This is a genomic window from Barnesiella sp. ET7, assembly GCF_024733785.1.
Lineage (GTDB): Bacteria > Bacteroidota > Bacteroidia > Bacteroidales > Barnesiellaceae > Barnesiella > Barnesiella merdigallinarum.
The window spans coordinates 23319-45929 of the sequence record NZ_JANRHM010000012.1; the positions used below are offsets into that span (position 1 = coordinate 23319).

Genomic DNA, 22611 nt, shown 5'->3' on the forward strand with positions numbered 1-22611 from the left:
CTTTTATGGAGTACACATTTCTGGACTTCTTGACCTTAATCGGGTCGGTAGGCTTGTTCCTGTATGGCATGAAGGTCATGAGTGAGGGGTTACAGAAGGTGGCGGGCGACAGGCTGCGCAATATCCTGGCTGTAATGACGAAGAATCGGTTTTCAGGAATGTTTACCGGTATATTGATAACAGCATTGATACAGAGCTCGTCGGCCTCGACGGTGATGGTGGTGAGTTTCGTCAATGCGGGTCTGATGACTCTGGGGCAGTCGATGGCCGTCATCATGGGTGCCAATGTGGGAACCACCGTTACGGCCTGGATTATCTCTATCTTCGGGTTCAAAGTCAACATCACGCTGTTTGCCTTGCCTCTGATTGGTATAGGCACTCCGCTGCTCTTCTCGGGCAGCAGCACCCGCAAGTCGTGGGGCGAGTTTCTCATCGGCTTCTCGTTCCTCTTCATGGGTCTCGATTACCTGAACCACTCGGTCCCCGACCTGAAAAGCAATCCCGAGATATTCGAGTTCCTCACCTCGTATACCCAGATGGGTTTCATCTCTATCCTGATATTCTGTGCCGTGGGCGCTATTGTGACGATGATTGTGCAGGCCTCGAGTGCCACGCTGGCCATCTCGCTCATCATGTGCAGCAAGGGATGGATTACTTTCGACATCGCCGCCGCCCTGATTCTGGGCAGTAACATAGGTACCACCATTACCCCGTTGCTGGCCTCGATCAGTGCCAACGTGTCGGCCAAGCGGGCCGCCATGGGGCACCTGCTCTTCAACGTGCTGGGGTCGGTTTGGACGTTGATTCTCTATTATCCCTTCATCCGCTTCATCGTGTGGATATGCACCTCGCTGGGGGTAGGCAATCCCAACGACCTGATGGCTTTCGTCTCGGCCAACGAGCAGACCAACCCTTCGCTCATCAATGCCCTCAACAACGGAGGCACTCTGAATACGCCCGACTTTGAACAGCAAAAGGCCCATTTCGAGGCCATGCAGTTCTCGGTATCGTTCGGCCTGTCGATGTTCCACACGGTCTTCAATGTCATCAACGTAACCATCATGATCTGGTTTACAGGGCTCTACGAGAAGATTGTCACCCACCTGGTGCGGGTGAAAGACAAGAACGAGGAGGAGTTCCAGTTGAAATTCATTTCGCGTGGTATGCTCTCGGCTTCGGAGTTGAATTTGCCCCAGGCCCATCAGGAGATTGCCGTCTATGCCGAGCGGGTGCAACGCATGTTTGGCATGGTGAAAGACCTCTTGCACGAGAAGGAGGGGAGCGAGGCCTATATGAAACTCTATAACCGCATCGAAAAGTACGAGCAGATTTGCGACCGCATGGAGCTCGAGATTGCCGGGTTCCTGAATCTGGTAGTGGGTGGCCGGTTGAGCTTCGAAGGCAAGATGCGGGTAAACGGCATGCTCAGTATCGTGACTGAAATCGAGAGCATAGGCGACTGCTGCTACAACCTGGCCCGCACGCTGCAGCGCAAGCAAGACTCGCACATCGTCTTCAACGACGAGATTGTGAGCAACATCGACGCCATGTTCCGCCTCAACTCCGAGGCGTTGTCGAATATGGTGGCGCTCTTGTCGAGCAACGAACCTCCCATGAGCGAGATTATGATTTCGTACAACAAGGAGTGCGAAATCAACAACTTCCGCAATCAATTGCGTAAATCGAACATCGAGAATATCAACAACAAGCATTACGAATATCAGGCCGGTATCTATTACATGGATATGATTTCGGAGTGCGAGCGGCTGGGCGACTATGTCATCAACGTAGTCGATGCCATCAAGCAGCAGGAGGTACGCCACGCCTGACCCGGTTTGTGATAGCCGTATAGCACAGAGCCCGCGGAAAACATCCGCGGGCTCTGTGTGTAATTGGGGAGCAGCAGCGAGGTCACGCCTCGTGTCGTAAATCTTCGATCAGTTCGGCCACGCCCTCCGAAGCCCCCTTCTGGATGACGTGTACGGGGCGGTTTATCGGTACCCGCACCTCTTTGGGGTCGATGAGGTAGATGGGTACCTGCGGGCGTACATAGGCCAGCAGCCCGGCGGCGGGGTAGACGTTGAGCGAGGTACCTATCACCACAAATATGTCGGCCTCTTCGGTGATGCGGATGGCCGGCTCGATCATGGGCACCGCCTCGCCGAACCACACGATGTGCGGCCGCAGCCGGTCGCCGTGCGAGTCGGTGGCATCGGGGGCCAGTTCGTACTGGTCGGGGGTGAGTTCGTAGACCCGGCTTTCGTCCTTGACCGACCGCACCTTGGTCAACTCGCCGTGCAGGTGGAGCACATGCGTGCTGCCGGCCCGCTCGTGCAGGTTGTCGACATTCTGGGTGATGATGGTCACGTCGTACTCTTTCTCGAGCTCGGCCAGCCCCTTGTGGCCCGCGTTGGGCTCGACGGTCAACAGCTCTTTGCGCCGTTTGTTGTAGAATCCCTGTACCAGGGCGGGATTACGTTCCCAGCCCTCGGGGGTAGCCACATCTTCTACGGGATAGCGGTCCCACAGGCCGCCGCTGTCGCGGAAGGTAGAGAGCCCGCTCTCTACACTCATGCCCGCTCCGGTGAGAACAACCAGTTTCTTTTTCATATCATGCAGACTTAAAAAGGTTTATCGCTTTTTGTGTGGGAAGAACCCACCTAAAATTAGCATAAAAGGGCGACGGGTGCAAACGATTTGTATAAAATATGTTGAAAAACGCTTCTGTACCGGGCTATTCGGGGGCAAATTATATTTTTTTTTAAGGAGATTTTATCGAATTAAGCATAAAAGCCCTATCTTCGCCACGCAAATATTGTATTTATGTTTGCTTAACTGTACAATAGAATAGAAAATGGACAAACTGAGTTATGCTTTGGGTCTCAGCATGGGGCACAATTTCTTGGGTTCGGGTATTAAATCTCTGAATGTCGAGGACTTTGCCAAAGGCGTAGAGGCCGTATATAAGCACGAGAAGCCCGAGATTAGTTTCGAAGAGGCCAAACAGATTATCAACGAGTATTTCACCAACCTGCAAAACGAGATTGCCGAGGAGAACCGGCGGGCCGGCGAGGCTTTCCTGGCCGAGAATGCCAAGCGTCCCGAGGTAGTGGTTTTGCCCAGCGGTCTGCAATACGAGGTACTCGCCGAGGGTACAGGCCGCAAACCCAAGGCTACCGACAAGGTGCAGTGTCACTATCACGGTACGCTGATTGACGGACAGGTATTCGACAGTTCGGTACAACGGGGTACTCCCGCCGTCTTCGGGGTCAACCAGGTAATACCCGGTTGGGTAGAGGCTCTGCAACTGATGCCCGAGGGCTCGCGCTGGAAACTCTACATACCCTCCGATTTGGCATATGGCGAACAGGGCGCAGGGGGCAGCATCCCGGCCAACGCTACGCTCATCTTCGAAGTGGAACTGATAAAAGTATTGTAATTTATTTACCTCATAAACAATGAAAAAAAGTATTTTATTCTTTGTGGCACTTGCCGGTCTTACGGCAATGTCGTCTTGCGGAAACAAAGCCGCTGTGAAACTCGAAAACGCTGCCGATAGTGCCAGCTATGCGCTGGGTGTTTCGAATGGTGCCCGTCTGGGCGAGGCCATGAAATCGGGTATGTACGACCAACTGAAAGGTATCGATACCGGCGACTTCATGAAAGGCTTTGCCGCTGCCATGAAATCGGACTCGACTCAACGCTCTTATGAAATGGGTTTGAGCCAGGGTCTCTATGTGAAAGAGATGTTGAAAAACATCAAGCAAGGCACGGGCCTCGAAATCGATGTGCCTACCTTTATTCAGGCTTACGAAAAGGCTTTGGCCGGCGATACCACGCTGTTGATTTCGGACATGGAGGCCAATGGCGTTCTCGACGCTATCTTCAGAGCTGCTGCCGAGGCTAAGGAAAAAGAGGAACTCGCTCGTTTGGCCGAGTCTCCCGAAGCTAAAGAAAACCTGGCTAAAGGTGAAGCCTTCCTGGCCGAGAAAGCCAAAGAAGAGGGTGTAGTAAAGACCGAATCGGGTCTGCTCTACAAAGTAGTTAAAGCCGGTCAAGGCGAAACGCTTCAAGCCAACCAACGTGCCAAAGTATCGTACAAAGGTACATTGATCGACGGTACTCAATTCGATGCCAATGCCAGCGCTACCTTCTCGCCTGCCGGTGTAGTGAAAGGTTTCGGCGAAGGTCTGCAACTGATGCAAAAGGGTGGCAAATACATCCTCTATATCCCCGCCGAACTGGGCTACGGTGTACGTGGTGCCGGCGACAAGATCCCGACCAACTCGGTTCTCGTATTCGAGGTTGAGGTTCTGGATATTCTGAAATAAGAGGATAACTTCCCGTGAGGGGAAGTGGGTTGCCACAAGGTGCCTCGACCCTTGCGATTGAACCAGACGATTGTATTTTCATAAATAGAGAGAAAGAGCTCGGTATCGCACCGAACTCTTTCTTTTTTTGTAGATCCCCTCGTTGTGAGTTTTGAGATTCAATTAGTCTTTTTGTAGCTCAGGATAGCCCACGAAACCATCGCGGCTCCGATGGTGAGCAGACCCGCCGCATCGGTCCAGACATCGGCCAGCGAGCTGCCTTTGATGTAGATGCCGCGCATGGCATCGGCATAGTAGCGCATGGGATTCAGGTAGGTGATGGCCTGAGCCCACCCGGGCATCGAGGCGATGGGGGTGAAGATGCCGCTCACCAGCATGAATACCATCATGAAGAACCAGGTGACAAACATGGCCTGCTGGGCATTGTCGCTGTAGTTGGAGATGAGCAGCCCCATGCCGGCTGTCACCAGAATGTTGCCGGCCGTGAAGAAGTACATCAACCCTACCGACCCGGCACACGTGTAGCCGAATACCCAGCGGGCAATCAGCAGGCAGGCCGTGAGCACGAAGAAGGCCACCAGCCAGTAGGGTATGAGTTTGCAGAGGATGAAGGCTCCCCGGTTTACGGGGGTGACGTTGATCTGCTCGATGGTGCCCCGCTCTTTTTCGCTCACGATATTGAGGGCCGGAAAGAAGCCCGTGAGCATGGTGATGGCGATGACGATGAGGGCCGGCACCATGAACTTCTTGTAGTCGAGATAGGTGTTGAAGTAGTATTTCGACGACACGTCGAGCTGCGGACCGGCTGCTGCCGTAGTGGGTTGGGTCGGTGCATTCTCGGCGTAGTAGCGTTGGATGCACGAGGTGAGGTAACCGGCCCCGATGCTCCCCTTCGTGCCGTTGATGGTATTGACCTTTACCCCCACGGGCAGCGCCTCGCCCCGCTCCAGACAGCGGTCGAAGTCCGATTCGATGGTCAGGATGGCGTCGGCTTTGTTCCGGTCCATCAGCTGCATGGCCCGGGCCGGGTCGTCGCACACCTCCACCAGGTTGAAGTAGCCCGATGCGGTACAGCTCTCTACCAGTTTCGACGAGGCGACCGACCGGTTGCTGTCGACCACCACCAGGTCGATGTTGCGTATCTCCATGCTCACGGCAAAGGGAAATACCAGCATCATCAGCACCGGGAAGGCGATGGCCATCTTGGGCAGACCGGGATCCCTGAAAAACTGCTTGAACTCTTTCTCCAGCAAATAAAGTAGAACCATAGAACGACCTCCCGATTATAATCTTCGTTTAAATAGCCTTACACTCACGACCAGCAGAAACAGCGTCATCACCAGCAGGATGATGAACTCGGGGTAGATGTAGCTGAAACCCACCCCCTCGATCATTACCTTCTTGACCATGATGATGTACCACTTGGCCGGGATAATATCCGAAACGTATTGCAGAATTACGGGCATGCTCTCGCAGGGGAAGATGATGCCCGAGAAGATCATCGTGGGCATCGTGAGTCCCATGCCCGAGATGAGCAGCGCCGTCTTTTGGGTGGCCGAAACCACCGAGATGAGTAGCCCGATGCCCAGCGATGCGAGAATGAAGAGCACCGACACCATCGCCAGCAGGAACAGGCTGCCCCGCAACGGTACGCCCAGCACGAAGCGGGCGAGCAACAGGATGGTGACCAGATTGATGAGCGATAGCGCCAGGTAGGGGATAGCCTTGCTGACGATGACTCCCACGGGGCGGATGGGCGAGACGAGCAGCAACTCCAGAGTGCCGCTCTCTTTCTCGCGCACGATCGAGATGGCGGTCATCATTGAGCAGACCAGCATGAGGATAAGCCCCATGACACCCGGCACGAAGTTGTAGGACGACCGCACGGCGGGGTTGTACATGTATTGCACGTGCGGGAACGAGGCCGTTTGCGTGCCGTCTGACGCACTCAACTCGCTTTGCACGGTAGACAATACCCCGTTCACGTAATTGACAATCATTTGGGCCGTATTGGGGTCGGACCCGTCGCCGAGTACCCGTATGGATGCCTTGTCGTAGTGGCGCAGCCGCTCGTCGAAGTTGCGTTCGAAACAGACGGCCACGTCCGACTTCCCGGCCCGGAACCGCTCGGCCACCTCGGCTACCGACCCCAGTACGGCCGTGACGTGCAGATAAGGGTTCTGGTCGATGCGTGCCACCGTCTGCCTCACCGACGGGTCGGCCAGGTCGCCCACCACGTCGACCCGGGCATCGTGCACCTCGGTACTGACGGCAAAGCCGAAGAGGATAATCTGCACGATGGGCATCACCAGCACGATGAGGATGGTGCGCCGGTCGCGGAATATGTGGCGGAACTCTTTCTTGATGAACGACAAAAACTCTTTCATAGCCTTACTCTCTTTTGGCTTGGTAGGCCAGTTTACGGAATACCGCGTCCATATCGGCCGCCTGATGGCGTTGCTTCAGGGCTGCGGGGGTGTCGAGGTCGGCAATGACACCGTCGACCATAATCGACACCCGGTCGCAATACTCGGCCTCGTCCATGTAGTGGGTGGTGACGAATATCGTCGTGCCCGCCTCGGCCGTCTCGCAGATGAGGTCCCAGAAGAGTCGCCGGGTCTCGGGGTCGACACCGCCGGTAGGCTCGTCGAGAAAGACGATGGCCGGTTCGTGAATGAGGGCGATGCTGAAGGCCAGCTTCTGCTTCCACCCCAGCGGCAGGTCGCCCACCAGTTCGTCTCTCAGGTCGGTCATGTTCAGGTAGCGCAGCATCTCGTCGCTCTTTTGACGGATGCGCTTGCCGCTCAAGCCGTAGATGCCGCCGAAGAGGCGGATGTTTTCCCACACCTTCAGGTCGGCATAGAGCGAAAACTTCTGGCTCATGTAGCCGATGTGACGCTTGATTTTCTCCTGTTCGCGGCACAGGTCGTACCCGTTGACCGTGCCGCCGCCCGAGGTGGGGAGGCTCAGGCCGCACAGAATCTTCATGGCGGTGGTCTTGCCAGCTCCGTTGGCCCCGAGGAATCCGAAGATTTCGCCCCGGTGCACCCTGAAGCTGATGTGGTCGACCGCCGTGAAGTTGCCGAACTTCTTGGTCAACTGCTCTACGATGATGATGTCGGTATTTTCGTTCACGCCTTTTGCCTTTCTTTTTTAGCCAGTTCCATGAAACAATCTTCGATGTTGGGCTCGATTTCGTGTACCGTCGCGTCGCTGAATCCCGCCGCCCGAATCTGGGCCTGCAGCTCGTCGGGGGCAATGGTGCCGGGTGCGACGGCCACGTGGTGCTCCGACCCGAACGAGAAGCACCGCAGCAGGTCGTTTCGTCGCCGCAGATACTTCAGCAGCGGATAGGCCGGGTGGCCCGACACGCCGAAGAGCCGGTGCGGATATTGGGCCACGATGGCCGCCGGGGTGCCGGTCTCGATGATGTGCCCCTGCTGGATGAGCGATATGCGGTCGCAGAGCGACGCCTCGTCCATGTAGGGGGTCGATACCAGTATGGTGACGCCGGCCTCGCGGATGCGATAGAGCATGTTCCAGAACTCTTTGCGGCTCACGGCATCGACGCCGGTGGTGGGCTCGTCGAGAAAGAGTACCGTGGGGCGGTGCACCAGGGCGCAGCAGAGGGCCAGCTTCTGTTTCATGCCGCCCGACAGTTTCCCGGCCCGCCGGTCGCGGAAGGGTTCGATCTGGGAGTAAATCTCCCGGATGTTTTCGTAGTTGTCGGCTACGGTGGTGCCGAACATGGTGGCGAAGAAGTCGAGGTTTTCGGCCACCGTCAGGTCCTGGTACAGCGAGAACCGTCCCGGCATGTAGCCGATGCGCCGCCTGATGGCCATGAAATCCTTCACCACGTCGAGCCCCTCGACGCGGGCGTGGCCGCTGTCGGGAAGGAGCAGCGTCACCAGTATGCGGAACAGTGAGGTCTTGCCGGCCCCGTCGGGTCCGATAAGGCCGTAAATCTCGCCCGCCCGTATGTCGAGCGAGACACGCTCCAACGCCTGGCAGGTCCCGTACCGCTTGCTCACCTCGTCTACTTCAATGGCTCCCATGGCTGCACCTCTCTATTTGAAACGGACGTACGCATACATGCCCAGTTTGAGGAAGCCGTCGTTCTCGAGGGACACCTTGGCGGCATAGACCAGATCGGCCCGCTCGTCCTGGGTCTGGATATTCTTGGGGGTAAACTCGGCCTCGTCGGCAATCCATACCAACCGACCTTCGTATTGGCGGGGCTTGTCGGTACCGTCTTCGATGGTCACCTGCACGGTGTCGCCCAGCTTCACCTCGGCCAGTTGGGCCGTGGTGAGGTAGGCCCGCACGTAGACCTGCTTCAGGTCGGCCATCTTGAAGAGCGATTTCCCTGACGTCACCAGCTCTCCCGCTTCGGCAAACTTGGTCAGCACCGTGCCGTCGATAGGAGCCACGATGCGGCATTTGTTCAACTGGTCCTCCTTCTCGGCAATCTGCACGTCGTAGAGGGCCAACTCTTCGCGAATGCCCGTGTTGTTGCGCTCGTAGGTCTGTTTCTTGGCCGCCATCTCGCGTCGGGTCACGGCAATCTGCGAGGCGAGGTCGTCGACCTGTTTCTGGGTAGCGGCATCCCTGGCCTCGAGAGCCTGGTACCGCTTGTAGTCGGCCTGCTGCTTTTCGAGTTGGGCCTGTTGCGAAGCCAGTTGCCGGTCGATGTCTACCAGTTTGGTCTGGGCGTTCGACCGCTTGCGCACGAGCTCCTGCTTCTGCAGGTAGGTCTGTACCGAGTCGATGACACCCACGGTCTGTCCGGCCGTGAGCCGGTCGCCTTCGGTCAGTTGCAGGGATACGATGCGGCCGTTGGCCTCGGCCGAAACCAGCACCTCGGTCGCCTCTATCTGACCGCAGGCGTCGAAGTCGCGCGAGTGGTCGGCACAACTGCCGAGGGTGAGAAGTGCCGTTGCCAGGGCTGTGTATAAAATTTTCTCTTTCATTGTCTTGAGTTTATGGTTTGTATCGGTTTACTGTCCCAGAGTGGTCTTCAGGTCGCAGATGGCCATGATGAGCTGCACCTGGTGGAGCGATTCGGCCACCCGGGCGTTGAACTCCTCGTCAATCATGTCCATCAGGTCGGTGAGCATGATGACCCCCTGCTTGTACTGCTCCTCGCCGGCTTGGCGAATATCCTCGCGCAGTCTGATGATTTCGCTGTCTTGCTCGAGCACCTGCCGGGCTTTGCGCACCTCATTCAGGCGGTCGGTCACATCGAGCATCGTGTTGAAGACAAAGGTCTCCTGCTCGCGCTCGATGCGCTCTTTCTGTGCGGCGATCTTACGGATGTCGTTCTTGCGCGAATAGAGGGCTCCCAGATTCCACTGCATCTTTACCCCCACGGTGTAGTAGGGTTCGAACTCGTTTTTCAGGATGTTCAATCCCGGGCGTCCGATACCCCCCTGCAACGACAGGTTGAACTTGGGGTAGAGGTTGGTCTGCAAATCCTGACGCTGTACCCGGGTCTGCTCCAGCTGTGCCTTGTAGAGTTGCAGTTCGGGCCGCGCCAGGGTAGTGGTGTCGATTTGCAGGTCGACCGGCGGCTCTACGAACTGTGCTTGCGACAGGTCCTCGCCGGTGAGCCGCCCGAGCATGTCGACGTAGGCCTGGCGGTCGGAGTTCAGCGACGAGATGGTCTGCTTGTAGTTGAGTATGTTCACATCGACGATGCTCAAGTCCGACTTGTACGACACGCCGTGCTCGATGCCCGCCAGCACCGACTCGCGGTTGCGGTAGAGGCTCTTGATGGCAATCTCGTTTTGAGCAATCTGCTTGTCGATAAGCAGGATGCCCAGGAAGATATTCTCCACCTTCTGCCTGATGCTGTACAACGATACCTCTACCTGTTGGCTCTGTATCTGGGCATCGGCGCTCACCAGCCGCTTTTTGCTGGCCGTCGTGCCGCCGTCCCAGAGGGTCTGGCTCACCTCGCCCACCAGCGAATATTGGTCGTGAGGCAGGTTGAACTTGAACTCGGGTATCTCGAACGGCATCTCGACCACCTTTGACTGATATTGGGCTTTGCCGCTGATGGTGAGTTGCGGCAGCCAGCTCTGGCTGGCGGTGGACAAATCGTATTTCTCGGCTTCACGGATGAGGCCGAGCTCCTGTATCTGCGGGTAGTTGTTGCGGGCCTTTTCCACACAATCGCTCAGGGTCACTTGAGCGGCGGCCGCACTGGCGATACCGGCCCACAGGATAAGAAAAACCCATCTTTTCATCATATCTCTCTCGTTAAAATGCTCCTTGTTTTTGATTCCTTCTTTCCCGGTTATCGGTCGGGCTCACATCGGCCGTACAGCCGGTGGTAGAGCAGGGCGATAATCTCGTCGTGCCGCCTCTTCAGGGCCTGGTCTATCTGGTCACGCGGCATTCCCACCGCCTGTTCCATCACCGGTACCGACATGTAGGTCGAGAAGCTCAGCGAAATGAGGTCGAGAAACAGTTGTTCGAAGGTGATGGGGTTGCACCGGCCGGCCCGCACCTCGTTGTCGAGCAGGACCTTGTGATGGCCGGCAAGTCCCGAAATGAGGCTTATGGTGCTTTCGCGGTAACGGTTCAGCAGTTCGGGGTTGTGCCGGGCTACGTCGTACAGGAAACTGACCAGTTGGCGATGCTGGTCGAGGAATTCGAGCAGACGGATTACGCCACCTTTCAGGTTGGGCCAAAATGCAATAGTTTCGGCCGACATGGCATTGCGTACCGAGGTAAACAGTTCGTGCAGGTTTTTGTCGAGAACCTTGAAGAAAATCTGTTCCTTGGTTTGGAAATAGTAGTGTAGCATGGCGTGTGTTACACCGGCCCGGCGGGCTATCTCGGTCGTAGTGGCCAGCAGGTATCCTTTCTCGAGAAACAACTCTTCGGCAGCCGCCATGACGGCTCCCTCGGTATTCTTTCTTTTGGTGTTGGGTTTGGCTTGTGACATAGGTCATGTTTTATTTAACAGCGCTGTTAATTGCAATTATAACTATTCTGGACAAAATCGACAATAAAAAATCGATTTTTAACACAATCGGGGAGGCGGCAGTCCGCTTCGAAAAGTGTTTCAGCCCTTCTGTATTCTTCATTTTTTTATGAAAAAGTATCTTATAAAGGCTCAATAAGCCATCTGTTTTTAGTAAGGGAAGTATCTTTTTGTCAAAAAAAATAGCTAAAACATAGTTGTATATTCAAAAAGAAGTGATATTTTTGTCGCAAAATGATTTATGTAAATAAAATTTTATGGAAAAGATAGATAATCTAGATCGTCAGATTCTCGAGATTATAATGCGCAATGCTCGCATTCCGTCGAAAGACGTAGCCGCCGAGTGCGGCGTTTCGCGTGCGGCTATCCACCAGCGCATACAGCGCATGATCGATATGCACGTGATTACCGGTTCGGGGTATCATGTGAACCCCAAGTCGCTGGGTTTCAGAACTTGTACCTATATTGGGGTGAAGTTGGAGAAGGGGTCGATGTATCGCGATGTAGTTCCCGAGCTCGAAAAGATTCCCGAGGTAGTGGAGTGCCACTTTACCACAGGTCCCTATACAATGTTGTGCAAGCTCTATGCCCGGGACAACGAGCATCTGATGGAGCTCTTGAACGACAAGATTCAGCACATCAAGGGGGTGGTTTCGACCGAGACGCTTATCTCGCTCGAGCAGAGCATGAACCGCGAAATTCCGGTGATGAAGGAGTAAGCAACGATTTGCACGGGACACGCTGTGCAGACTCGACGTATAAAGACGAGGATGGCTTCGACGCATGTAGCGCGGGGCCATCCTCGTTTGTTATCAGCGGGTTGGATAATAATCCATGGGGGAAGCATGCCGTATTTTCTCAAGCGGCGGGCGTTACCCGATTGTTTTGCCCCAGTTTCCGGTTGGTTTGCCAGAGCATCAGCAGGGTGACGAGGGTGGCAATCGTGTCGGATACCGGCATGGCGCCCCACACGCCGTTCAGTTCGAACAGGCGGGGGAAGATGAGCAGCAGCGGTATGAGAAAGATGACCTGCCGCGTAAGACTCATGAAGATGGCCTTCGAGGCCATGCCCAGCGACTGGAACAGGTTGGTGGCGACCATCTGGATGCCCACGATGGGGAAGACGCCCATGGCGATGCGCATGCCGTGTATAGCCACGTCGATAAGATGTTCGTCAGTGGTAAAGGCCCGTATGATGTAGTAGGGGAAGAAGGTGGAACCTATCCACCCCACCGTGGCGCAGAGGGTGGCCACGACACAGGTAATCTTGAAGGCCCGTTTCATGCGGTCGTAGTTGCCGGCTCCGTAGTTGTAGCCCACGACGGGCTGCATGCCCTGGCACAGCCCCACGATGAGCATCACCACCAGGGTGGCGTAGCTGTTGAAGATGCCGAAGGCACCAATGGCCTCGTCGCCTCCGTAGCGGTAGAGCGAGGTATTGATGATGGCGTTGATTACGCTGCTGGCGATATTGACCAGGAAGGGCGACATGCCTATGGAGACGATGTTGATGAGGATGGCCCACTCGAGCTTGAAGTACCGGCGGTGGAACCGCACGTTGCTGCGGGTGTTGCAGAAGTGTGCCATCACGAAAACCGCCGAGATGGCCATGGCTATGTCGGTAGCGATGGCTGCCCCCTTGATGCCCAGCTTGAGGCCGAAGATGAAGATGGGGGCGAGAACGAGGTTGGAGAAGGCGCCGATGAGCATCGTGTACATGGCCTTGCCGGGATAGCCCGAGGCCCGCATCATGTTGTTGAAGCTGTAGCACAGGTTGGTGCAGAGCATGCCGGGCATGATGTAGAGCAGGAACTCGCGGGCATAGGGTATGGTGCGGTCGCTGCCGCCGAAGCTGCGCAGAATGTCGTCCATGAAGATGACGAAGAGCGAGAGGTAGCAGAGGGCGAAGGTGACGGAGAGGATGAGGCTGTTGGCCAGAATCTTCTCGGCCTTCTCCTTGTCGTCCTGTCCCATCACAATCGAGATGCGGGCCGCCGCACCCTGTCCGACCAGCATGCCGATGGCTCCCGAAATCGACATGATGGGGAAGGTGAGGGCCAGCCCCGATATGGCGTCGGGGCCCACACCTTGCCCGATAAAGATGCGGTCGATTACGTTGTAGAGCGACATGACCATCGTCCCCACGATGGCCGGTACCGAGTACCGCCAAAGCAGTTTGCCCACGGGGAGCGTGGCCAGTTCGGCGCGAATGTTGTTCTTGCTGTCGTTCATTGTTCAGGTCAGAAATCTCAAGCGGGGTCGCACCAGTCGCCGTTGGCTTTGATGAGGGCGATGAGCTTTTCGATAGCCTGCTCCTCGGGTATGTTCTTTTCGATACAGCTCTTGCCTTTGTAGAGGCTCACCCGGTTGCGACCGGCACCCACGTAGCCGTAGTCGGCATCAGCCATCTCGCCGGGACCGTTTACGATACAGCCCATGACACCTATTTTGAGTCCGGTCAGATGCGAGGTGGCCGCTTTGACCCGGGCCAGAGTCGTTTGCAGGTCGAACATGGTGCGTCCGCAACTGGGGCACGAGATGTATTCGGTCTTGCTGAACCGCTTGCGGGCGGCCTGCAAAATGGTGAACATGTAGTCTGTGAGGCTCTGTGCTGCTATTTCTCCCTCGTTGCAGAGGTAGATACCGTCGATGAGGCTGTCGAGCAGGAAGGGGCCGAAATCGGCTCCGGCCTTCACTTGCAGGTCCTCAGGGTTGTTTTCGCGATAGTCGCGCTTCAGTATCACGGGGCAGGTGCAGCCGGCTGCGGTGAGCCGAGCCAAGGCGGCACGCGTGTCGCCCACAGGGTTGATGTGGTGCGAGGTGACGATGAGCAAAACCCCTTTCTCGCCGGCCAACCGGTTGAGCAGCGGCTCGGTCAGTTCGGTCGTGTCGGCCTGCAGGAACCGCAGCGGAGCCTGGCACGAGGTCAGGGCTTGCCAGTCGGTTGCCCGGAAGAGCGGGCAGGTGTGGGCCTCACCCCGGTAGTGGGGATAGTCGACAATTGAACGCACCGCACCCCCGGCCGCTTGGTCGCGGGTGTAGTAGAAGTCGGCCTTGGCTCCCTCGCCGGGTTTCCCCTCGGCGATGACCACCGGCTGTTCGCCGGCGCCAATCTCCTCGATGTGCTCTTTGGGGCGGGCGGCCAACTGCTCGAGCGAGAGTTCGGGAGCCACAATGGGAGCATGGCCGGCCCGGGCGGTGATGTAGTCGACCAGCTTGCGGGCCACCGGCACCTCGGCCTCGGGCGCTTCGCTCAGCGAAACCCGTATGGTGTCGCCTATACCGTCGGCCAACAGGGTGCCTATACCCACGGCCGACTTTATCCGTCCGTCCTCTCCATCGCCGGCTTCGGTCACCCCCAGGTGCAGCGGGTAGTGCATGCCCTCGGCATCCATCGTCTGGATGAGCAGCCGCACGGTGGCTACCATCACCACCGTGTTGGAGGCCTTGATTGAGATGGCTACGTTGTCGAAATGTTCGTCGCGGCAGATGCGCAGGAACTCCATGCACGACTCGACCATGCCCGCCGGCGTATCGCCGTAGCGGCTCATGATGCGGTCGGAGAGAGAACCGTGGTTCACTCCCAGCCGGATGGCCGTGTGGTGCTCCTTGCAGATGTCGAGGAAGGCGACAAACCGCTCCCGCAGGCGTTTCAGTTCGGCGGCATACTCCTCGTCGGTGTAGTCTATCTGCTTGAAGGTGCGGGCGCTGTCGACGAAGTTACCGGGGTTGATACGCACCTTTTCGACGGTGCAGGCCGCTGCGTCGGCCGCCTTGGGGTTGAAGTGGATGTCGGCCACCAGCGGGGTGTGGTATCCCCGCTCATGAAGCTCTTTCTCGATATTGGCCAGGTTTTCGGCCTCGCGCACCCCCTGGGCGGTAAGTCTCACATAGTCGGCCCCGGCCTCGATAATGCGGATACACTGCTCTACGCTGCCCGGGGTGTCGAGCGTAGAGGTGTTGGTCATCGACTGTATGCGTATCGGGTACGACCCTCCGAGAGGCGTGTCACCTATCTGTACGACGCTGCTTTCCCGGCGACGGTAGTTGTAATAGTCCATGATAAAAGAGAACGGCGTGAATAGCGATTAGTTGGTTTTGAATTTGTATTTGACTTCGGCCAGAGCCTCGTTGGCGGCCACGATCTTCTGGGTGAGTCCGGCTTTATACCGTTCCACCTTTTCGGCGATGGCGGCATCGCCCAGGGCCAGCATCTGGGTAGCCAGGATAGCGGCATTGAGCGAGGCGTTGATACCTACGGTAGCTACGGGGATTCCCGGGGGCATCTGCACGATGGCCAGCAGGGCGTCGAGACCCTCCATGCCCGATTTGATGGGCACACCGATGACGGGCAGCGGGGTCATCGAGGCGATGACGCCGGGCAGGTGTGCAGCCATGCCGGCCGCAGCGATAATGACTTTGATGCCGCGGGCTTTGGCTCCTTTGGCAAACTCCTCGACCTGAGCCGGGGTGCGGTGTGCCGAGAGGGCCAGCATCTCGAAGGGGATTTCGCACTCGTCGAGCAGCTTGGCTGCTTTCTCCATGACGGGGAGGTCGGAGGTGCTCCCCATGATTATACTTACAATAGGTTTCATAATGGTATATATTACTTATCGGTTATGCAAAAATAAAGAACATCGACCCGCAGCAGAGTATCCCCAGGGCAAATCCGGCGCCTACCTGTCCCAGCGTGTGGCGTTTGAGCAGGATGCGCGACGAGCCTATGGCACCGGCCAGCAGCACAGAGGCAATCTGCAGCAGCAGGATATAGGGGGTGAGCATGAGGCTGTAGAAACTCATCAGAAATACCAGCGTCACCATGGAGCCGGCTGCCACCATGTGGGCGCTTATCTTCCAGTACCGGTTGATGAAGAGCGAGATGATGAGCGCGACGATGGCACCCGCGATGAAGGCGATAATCCAGCTGGGTATCCCGAATCGGTAGAGATAGAGGTAGCAGGCTACGTAGCAGGCGAAGTTGATGAGGTAGGGGATGGTACGCTCGGTGCGTTCGTGCAGTCTGAAGTCGCTGATGTGCCCCAGTTTGTAGAGAATATAGATGCCCAGCGAGGGGAGTATGCAGGTCGTGAGCAACACCCCCACGATGACGATGCCCAGCAGGCGGTCGCCGAAGATGCGCATGTACGACGTGTAGAGCGCGATGGCGATGCCGTAGGTAGGCATGAGCAGCGGATGAAACACGGTCGACAGTAGGGTTGCCAGTTTGTTCATAAGTCGTTATGTTTTTTTAGTCGTTCAAATCTCTTTGCGCAACCGGGCCACGGGGATGGAGAGCTGCTCGCGATATTTGGCGATGGTACGTCGTGCTATGGGGTATCCCTTCTGTTGCAGCATCTCGCACAGCTTGTCGTCGGAGAGCGGCTTGCGCTTGTCTTCGTGGTCGACCAGCTCTTGCAGCAGCCGTTTGATTTCGCGGGTCGAGACCTCTTCGCCGGCATCGTTCTGCATGGCCTCGGAGAAGAAATATTTTAACGGATAAATACCGAAATTTGTTTGCACATACTTGCTGTTGCTGGCCCGCGAGATGGTAGAGATGTCGTAGCCGGTACGCTCGGCCACATCTTTCAGAATCATCGGCTTGAGGGTACGCTCGTCGCCGGTGAGGAAAAACTCCTTTTGCAGCTCGACGATGACCGTGATGGTCTTGAGCAGTGTCTCTTGCCGTTGTTTCACGGCGTTGACAAACCACTGGGCCGCGTCGAGTTTCTGCTTGACAAACAAGAGGGCATCGCGTTTGTCGCGGGTCTGGTTCTGTTTGTTCGACGAGTAGTCTTCCAGCATGTCCTGATAGTCGCGGCTTACGTGCAGCTCGGGTATATTGCTGTTGTTGAGGCTGATGGTGAGCTCGCCATCCTGAGCCTCGACGTAGAAGTCGGGGATGATGTGGTGCTCCGAGTTGCCCGAGTAGCTGTTGTTCCAGGCACTGCCCGGCTTGGGATTGAGCAGGGTGATTTCGTGAATGGCCTGTTTCAGCTCTTCTTCGCTCACGTTGCACTGGCGCATGATTTTGTCGTAGTGCTTCTTGGAAAACTCGTCGAACATCTGGTCCACGATTTTGTAGGCCAGCAGGTTGGCGGGTGTACCCTCGTGACGCTCGAGCTGCAGCAGCAGGCATTCGCGCAGATTCGAGGCCCCCACACCGGCAGGTTCGAACTCCTGAATCATTTGCAGAATATCCTCGACCTGACTCACCGGCACGTCGAGCCCCACCTGAAAGATGAGGTCGTCGGTGATGGCCTGGATGGGGCGCTGCAGATAGCCGTTGTCGTCGATGTTGCCGATGATATATTGGGCAATCTGATACGACGTGTCGTCGAGCGGCTGTTCGCCCAACTGGCTCTCGAGGTAGTCGTGGAACGACGAAGCCGAGACAAAGGGAATATCCTCTTTCTTGTCGTCTTTCGAGAAGTTGTCGGCCTCGAGCCGGTAGTCGGGGATGTCGTCTTCGGTGCGGTAGTCGCCCAGCGAGAGCTCTTCGGCCGATTCGGTGGGATTCCCGTCTTCGTCGGCGTTGGGGTTGTAGTCGTTCAGGCTGTCGAGACTTTCTTCCCGGCCCTCTTCCAGGGCGGGGTTGTCGACCAGCTCTTGTTGCACGCGCTCTTCAAACTCCACTTCGGTAAGTTCGAGGAGCCGGATGAGCTGTATCTGCTGGGGTGAGAGCTTTTGTTGCAGCTTCTGTTGTAGCTGCTGTTTCAGTGCTGCCATAGGCCGAGAATCATTTGCAAACGAAGGTAACGATTTTTACGCTAAATAAGTAAAAAAATGAGAATTTTTAACCCCGCGCAATATCTGTTTGAGGTAGGCGAAAAAAAAGAGCCGTATATCGGGATGATATACGGCTCGTATGGCGGAACAGATAGAATCTGTTACTGTTTCTTGTTGTCGCGGTGACGGTCGTTGCGCGGGGCTCTTTCGGGACGGGGCAACAGAGCTTTCATCGAGAGACGGTATTTGCCGGTCTTCTTGTCGATTTCGATGAGTTTCACCGTTACTTCGTCGCCTTCGTGGATACCCGAGGTCTCCATCGTCTCGAGACGGTCCCAGCTGATTTCCGAGATGTGGAGCAGACCATCTTTGCCGGGGAGAATCTCTACGAATGCACCGAAGGGCAGAATCGATTTCACTACACCGGTATAGGTTTCGCCCTCTTCGGGTTGAGCCGTGATGGCTTTGATGCGGCGTTTGGCATCCTGAATCGACTCGAGGTTGGCTGCCGAGATTTCGATGTGGCCCTCGTTGTCGATTTCGTCGATGGTAACGATGGCACCGCTGGCTTCCTGAATGCTTTGGATGATTTTCCCGCCCGGGCCGATTACGGCACCGATCATCTCTTTGGGGATAATCATCGTCTCGAGACGAGGCGCATGCGGCTTGAGGTCGGCACGCGGTTCGGCGATGGTGTCGGTGATGATGTTGAGGATGTGCATACGACCCTCGCGAGCCTGGTTCAGGGCTTTCTCGAGAACTTCGTAGGAGAGACCGTCGCACTTGATGTCCATCTGGGTGGCGGTGATACCGTCGCGGGTACCGGTCACCTTGAAGTCCATGTCGCCGAGGTGGTCCTCGTCACCGAGAATATCGGAGAGGATGGCATATTTCACATTGTCTTTGTCGGTAATCAAGCCCATGGCGATACCCGAAACCGGTTTCTTGATTTGTACACCGGCATCCATCAGGGCCAGCGTACCGGCACAAACGGTAGCCATCGACGACGAGCCGTTCGACTCGAGAATATCCGATACGACACGGATTACATAGGGGTAATCCTTCGGGATCATGCGCTTGAGGGCGCGGTTGGCCAGGTTGCCGTGACCGATTTCACGACGGCCTACGCCGCGTTGAGCTTTGGCTTCGCCGGTCGAGAAGGGGGGGAAGTTGTAGTGCAGCAGGAAGCGGTCGCGACCCTGGTTGAGCACGTCGTCGAGAATCTTCTCGTCGAGTTTGGTACCGAGGGTAACGGTGGCCAGGGCCTGAGTCTCACCACGGGTGAATACGGCCGATCCGTGAGGACCCGGCAGGTAGTCTACTTCGCACCAGATGGGGCGAATCTGCGTGGTGGTACGGCCGTCGAGACGGATGCCTTCGTCGAGGATGCAGCGACGTACGGCCTCTTTCTCTACATCGTGGTAGTAGCGGCGTACGAGCGGTTCCTTTTCGGCGAGCTCTTCTTCGCTCAGACCGGCCAGATAGTCGTCGACGATAGCGTCGAAGGCGTTTTGGCGGGCGTGCTTGTCGGCATTACCCGAGCGGGCAATGGCGTAAGCCTTGTCGTAGCATTTTGCCCACACGTCTTTGCGCAGATCTTCGTCGTTGGTTTCGTGGCAATATTCGCGTTTTACGGTCGAACCCACGGCCTCGGCCAACTCTTTCTGTACGAGGCAGTGAACCTTGATGGCTTCATGGGCGGCTTTGAGGGCTTCGAGCAGGTCGGCCTCCGAAACTTCGTCCATTTCGCCTTCGACCATCATGATGTTTTCATAAGTGGCACCTACCATCAAATCCATGTCGGCTCTTTCGAGTTCGCTGAAGGTAGGATTTATTCTGAATTTACCGTCGATGCGGGCAACCCGTACTTCCGAAATAGGACCGTTGAAGGGAATATCCGACACGGCCAGGGCAGCCGATGCGGCCAGACCGGCCAGGGCATCGGGCATGTCTACGCCATCGGTCGAGAACAGCATGATGTTCACGAAGGTGTCGGCGTGATAGTTGTCGGGGAACAACGGACGCAGTACGCGGTCTACCAGGCGGGCGGTGAGTATCTCGTAGTCTGAAGCTCGGCCCTCACGTTTGGTAAAACCTCCGGGGAAACGGCCGAAAGCTGAATAACGCTCTTTGTATTCTACTTGCAAAGGCATGAAATCCACGCCTTCACCGGCTTCTTGTGCCGAACATACCGTGGCCAACAGCATGGTGTTGCCCATGCGTACTTCTACGGCCCCATCGGCTTGCTTGGCGAGCTTGCCGGTTTCGATGGTGATGGTCCTTCCATCACCCAAATCGATGGTCTTCTTAATAACTTGTTTAATCATAAAATCGATTTTTCTGTATTTTTTTCTTCTCAAAATCACGCAAAGATAATGAAAGTTTGAATGCAAAACTATGATTATGAAATAAAAATGAAAAAATATCGCCTATAAAAGTAGTTTGGCGAACAGATAGTGCGGTTTTTTGCGGGGGCATTCTTTCATTTTGCTTTTGGTACAGAGGCACCGAGGCATTGGAATGTGTGAAAAAAAACATATCTTTGTAACTGGTTTTCTCCAAGGGGAGATGGCCATGAACTTAAAATCTGAAACAATGAGAAAGTGGATATTTTTATGTGCGATAGCCGTGGCTGTTACCTCGTGTAGCAAGCGGCAGTTTACCATCGAAGGCGACGTGACGGGTGCTCACGGACAAATGCTTTACCTCGAATCGCTGGCTACGGGACAGCCTGTGGCGCTCGACTCGGTGACTCTCGACGACAAGGGCGCTTTCAAATTCAAACAAGAGGCACCGCAATATCCCGAGTTTTATCAGCTGCGGTTGGATGGGGCTCTGGTTCATTTTGCCGTCGACTCTACCGAGACGCTGTCGTTCTCGGCCCGGGCTACCGATTTTGCCGACGGCTACGAACTGACCGGTTCGGACGAATGTACCAAGATGCGCATCGTGACCGACGAGAGCGGTAAGTTGAAACGTCGCATCAATGAACTCAACAAAGCTGTATCGGCCAACAGCATCCAGGTCGATACCTTGCGGGCACAAGCTATTCAGGCTTTGGCCGAGTACAAGGAGAAGATGCTCAACCTGGTGCTGGAGAATCCGGCATCGGCCGCCGCTTATTATATCGTGTTCCAGGAGATTAACGGCAGTCGGGTATTCGACCCTTACAATGCCGAAGATCGCAAGTTGATTGCCGCCGTGGCTACGAGTTTCGATATGCACTATCCCGAGTCGCCCCGCGCCAAGCAGTTGAAGCAGATGACACTGGAAGCCATCGCTGCCGAGCGAGCTGCCCGCCAGAGCAACGAGGCCAATATCGAGGCAGAGACTACCTCGTATATCGACGTGGAACTGTATGACCAGTTGGGTCGCAAGCAGACCTTGGGCGAGCAGGTGGAAGCCAATAAGGTGGTGCTTCTCAGTTTCACCGCTTACCAGACCGATTATTCCCCGGCTTACAATATGAAGCTGGCCGAACTCTACAAGAAATACAGGAGCCGTGGTCTCCAGATCTATCAGGTTTCGCTCGATGCCGACGAACAGTCGTGGAAGGTAGCTGCCGACAATCTGCCGTGGGTGTGCGTGCGCGATCCGCAGAGTGTCTATTCGCGCAACGCCGCTATCTATAATGTGAAGAACTTGCCTACCTGTTTCGTCATCGACAAGAACGACGGCATTGTGAAACGCATCGAGAAAGTGGGTGAAATCGAGGCTGCTATACAATCGCGTCTCTAATGAGCCGACAAGTAAACTTTTGACGATTCTCGGCGTTTTTTTTTGGAAGATTAAAAAAAGGGCGTATCTTTGTCACAGTGAAAGCACAAAAAGGAGTCCCGGCTAACGGCGGGATTTCTTTTTTGTTTAATATGGAATAATAATTTATAAACACTATAGGAGTAAAATTATGGCTATTACGTACATGACCGAAGAAGGTTACAAAAAACTGATGGAAGAGATAGCTTATCTCGAAAATGTGAAGCGTCCCGAAATCTCTCGTGCGATTGGCGAAGCTCGCGACAAAGGTGACCTCTCGGAAAATGCCGAGTATGATGCAGCCAAAGAGGCACAGGGCATGCTCGAAATGAAAATCTCGCAGTTGAAAGATCTCGTGGCCAACGCCCGTTTCATCGACGAGAGTAAGTTGAACACCCACACGGTGCAAATCTTGAACACCGTAACTATCAAGAATGTCAAGAATGGCGCGGTAATGAAATATACCATCGTGTCGGAGTCGGAGGCCAATCTGCGTGAAGGCAAGATTTCGGCCACGACACCTATCGCCAAAGGTCTGCTGGGCAAGCAGGTTGGCGACATCGTTGAGATTCAGGTTCCTTCGGGCCTGATGTCGTTCGAGATTGTAGATATTTCCATTTAACCCCATAGGCCGGTATGCACACGTTGCATATCGGCTTTTTTGTCACAGGCGTTCTCCCGCTCTCTCCTATAGTTTGCAGAGTGGGAGAACGCTTTTTTTGTTCCCTTTCCCTATCTTGTCGCCGACAGGAGCAGCTCCGACACAACTTCAAGATGAAAAGTTTGTTTTCTTTTTGCCTCTGCTCC

Annotated in this window: 20 protein-coding genes; 6 read left to right on the plus strand and 14 right to left on the minus strand. The window is 55.7% G+C overall.

The features are described 5' to 3' along the window. The first annotated feature begins 5 nt into the window (after positions 1-5). Positions 6-1829 carry a Na/Pi cotransporter family protein gene (locus NW211_RS08895; RefSeq protein ID WP_258327602.1) on the plus strand — a complete coding sequence of 608 codons (1824 nt, stop codon included), beginning with the start codon at positions 6-8 and terminating at the stop codon, positions 1827-1829. An 82-nt stretch (positions 1830-1911) separates the two neighbouring features. Here NW211_RS08895 and NW211_RS08900 read toward each other — a convergent pair whose 3' ends face one another. Beyond that, positions 1912-2610 (minus strand): NAD-dependent deacylase, encoded by a 699-nt coding sequence (locus NW211_RS08900; protein WP_087407851.1) that lies wholly within the window; start codon positions 2608-2610, stop codon positions 1912-1914. 244 nt (positions 2611-2854) lie between these two features. On the opposite strand from NW211_RS08900, the gene NW211_RS08905 reads away from it, so the two are divergent. Together NW211_RS08905 and NW211_RS08910 are read left to right on the plus strand one after the other, a co-directional pair. Next, entirely contained in the window at positions 2855-3439 is a 585-nt protein-coding gene (locus NW211_RS08905; RefSeq protein ID WP_087407850.1) for an FKBP-type peptidyl-prolyl cis-trans isomerase, read from the plus strand. A 94-nt stretch (positions 3440-3533) separates the two neighbouring features. Continuing rightward, a complete protein-coding gene (locus NW211_RS08910; RefSeq protein WP_158096831.1) occupies positions 3534-4331 on the plus strand; it encodes an FKBP-type peptidyl-prolyl cis-trans isomerase N-terminal domain-containing protein in 798 nt (265 codons plus the stop codon). Between the two features lie 158 nt (positions 4332-4489). On the opposite strand, the gene NW211_RS08915 is transcribed toward NW211_RS08910, so the two are convergent. From NW211_RS08915 to NW211_RS08945, 7 genes are read right to left on the minus strand one after another with little or no spacing between them, the layout of a single operon-like run. Further along, the gene (locus NW211_RS08915) at positions 4490-5599 is read right to left on the minus strand and encodes an ABC transporter permease (RefSeq protein WP_258327604.1); all 1110 of its coding nucleotides are present in this window, start codon (positions 5597-5599) and stop codon (positions 4490-4492) included. A 15-nt stretch (positions 5600-5614) separates the two neighbouring features. After that, positions 5615-6718: an ABC transporter permease gene (locus NW211_RS08920; protein WP_258327605.1), complete on the minus strand. Its 1104-nt coding sequence runs from the start codon at positions 6716-6718 to the stop codon at positions 5615-5617. Positions 6719-6722: 4 nt separating this feature from the next. Continuing rightward, complete coding sequence (locus NW211_RS08925; RefSeq protein WP_087407846.1) at positions 6723-7466, minus strand: ABC transporter ATP-binding protein; 744 nt, start codon at positions 7464-7466, stop codon at positions 6723-6725. After that, positions 7463-8386, minus strand: a complete 924-nt coding sequence (locus NW211_RS08930; RefSeq protein ID WP_258327606.1) for an ABC transporter ATP-binding protein — start codon at positions 8384-8386, stop codon at positions 7463-7465. Before NW211_RS08930 ends, NW211_RS08925 begins: the two co-directional genes overlap by 4 nt. A gap of 12 nt (positions 8387-8398) precedes the next feature. Further along, a complete protein-coding gene (locus tag NW211_RS08935) occupies positions 8399-9301 on the minus strand; it encodes an HlyD family secretion protein (protein WP_258327607.1) in 903 nt (300 codons plus the stop codon). 27 nt (positions 9302-9328) lie between these two features. Further along, complete coding sequence (locus NW211_RS08940) at positions 9329-10582, minus strand: TolC family protein (RefSeq protein WP_258327608.1); 1254 nt, start codon at positions 10580-10582, stop codon at positions 9329-9331. A 47-nt stretch (positions 10583-10629) separates the two neighbouring features. Beyond that, positions 10630-11283 (minus strand): TetR/AcrR family transcriptional regulator, encoded by a 654-nt coding sequence (locus NW211_RS08945; RefSeq protein ID WP_258327609.1) that lies wholly within the window; start codon positions 11281-11283, stop codon positions 10630-10632. 296 nt (positions 11284-11579) lie between these two features. On the opposite strand from NW211_RS08945, the gene NW211_RS08950 reads away from it, so the two are divergent. Continuing rightward, complete coding sequence (locus tag NW211_RS08950) at positions 11580-12041, plus strand: Lrp/AsnC family transcriptional regulator (RefSeq protein ID WP_025278550.1); 462 nt, start codon at positions 11580-11582, stop codon at positions 12039-12041. A 139-nt stretch (positions 12042-12180) separates the two neighbouring features. On the opposite strand, the gene NW211_RS08955 is transcribed toward NW211_RS08950, so the two are convergent. The 6 genes from NW211_RS08955 to pnp form a co-directional block, all read right to left on the minus strand. Further along, entirely contained in the window at positions 12181-13554 is a 1374-nt protein-coding gene (locus NW211_RS08955; protein ID WP_087407841.1) for an MATE family efflux transporter, read from the minus strand. A 17-nt stretch (positions 13555-13571) separates the two neighbouring features. Beyond that, a complete protein-coding gene (locus NW211_RS08960; protein ID WP_258327611.1) occupies positions 13572-15383 on the minus strand; it encodes a 4-hydroxy-3-methylbut-2-en-1-yl diphosphate synthase in 1812 nt (603 codons plus the stop codon). Between the two features lie 27 nt (positions 15384-15410). Beyond that, on the minus strand, positions 15411-15917 hold the full coding sequence (gene purE / locus NW211_RS08965; protein WP_258327612.1) for a 5-(carboxyamino)imidazole ribonucleotide mutase: 507 nt from the start codon (positions 15915-15917) through the stop codon (positions 15411-15413). 22 nt (positions 15918-15939) lie between these two features. Beyond that, a complete protein-coding gene (locus NW211_RS08970; protein WP_258327613.1) occupies positions 15940-16554 on the minus strand; it encodes a hypothetical protein in 615 nt (204 codons plus the stop codon). A gap of 24 nt (positions 16555-16578) precedes the next feature. Then, complete coding sequence (gene rpoN, locus NW211_RS08975) at positions 16579-18048, minus strand: RNA polymerase factor sigma-54 (RefSeq protein ID WP_087407837.1); 1470 nt, start codon at positions 18046-18048, stop codon at positions 16579-16581. A gap of 161 nt (positions 18049-18209) precedes the next feature. Continuing rightward, positions 18210-20375 (minus strand): polyribonucleotide nucleotidyltransferase, encoded by a 2166-nt coding sequence (pnp, locus tag NW211_RS08980; protein WP_087407836.1) that lies wholly within the window; start codon positions 20373-20375, stop codon positions 18210-18212. 268 nt (positions 20376-20643) lie between these two features. Here pnp and NW211_RS08985 point away from each other — a divergent pair, with 268 nt between their 5' ends. Then, positions 20644-21786 carry a redoxin domain-containing protein gene (locus NW211_RS08985; protein WP_258327614.1) on the plus strand — a complete coding sequence of 381 codons (1143 nt, stop codon included), beginning with the start codon at positions 20644-20646 and terminating at the stop codon, positions 21784-21786. A 169-nt stretch (positions 21787-21955) separates the two neighbouring features. Next, positions 21956-22426: a transcription elongation factor GreA gene (greA, locus tag NW211_RS08990; RefSeq protein WP_087407834.1), complete on the plus strand. Its 471-nt coding sequence runs from the start codon at positions 21956-21958 to the stop codon at positions 22424-22426. Positions 22427-22611 lie beyond the last annotated feature (185 nt).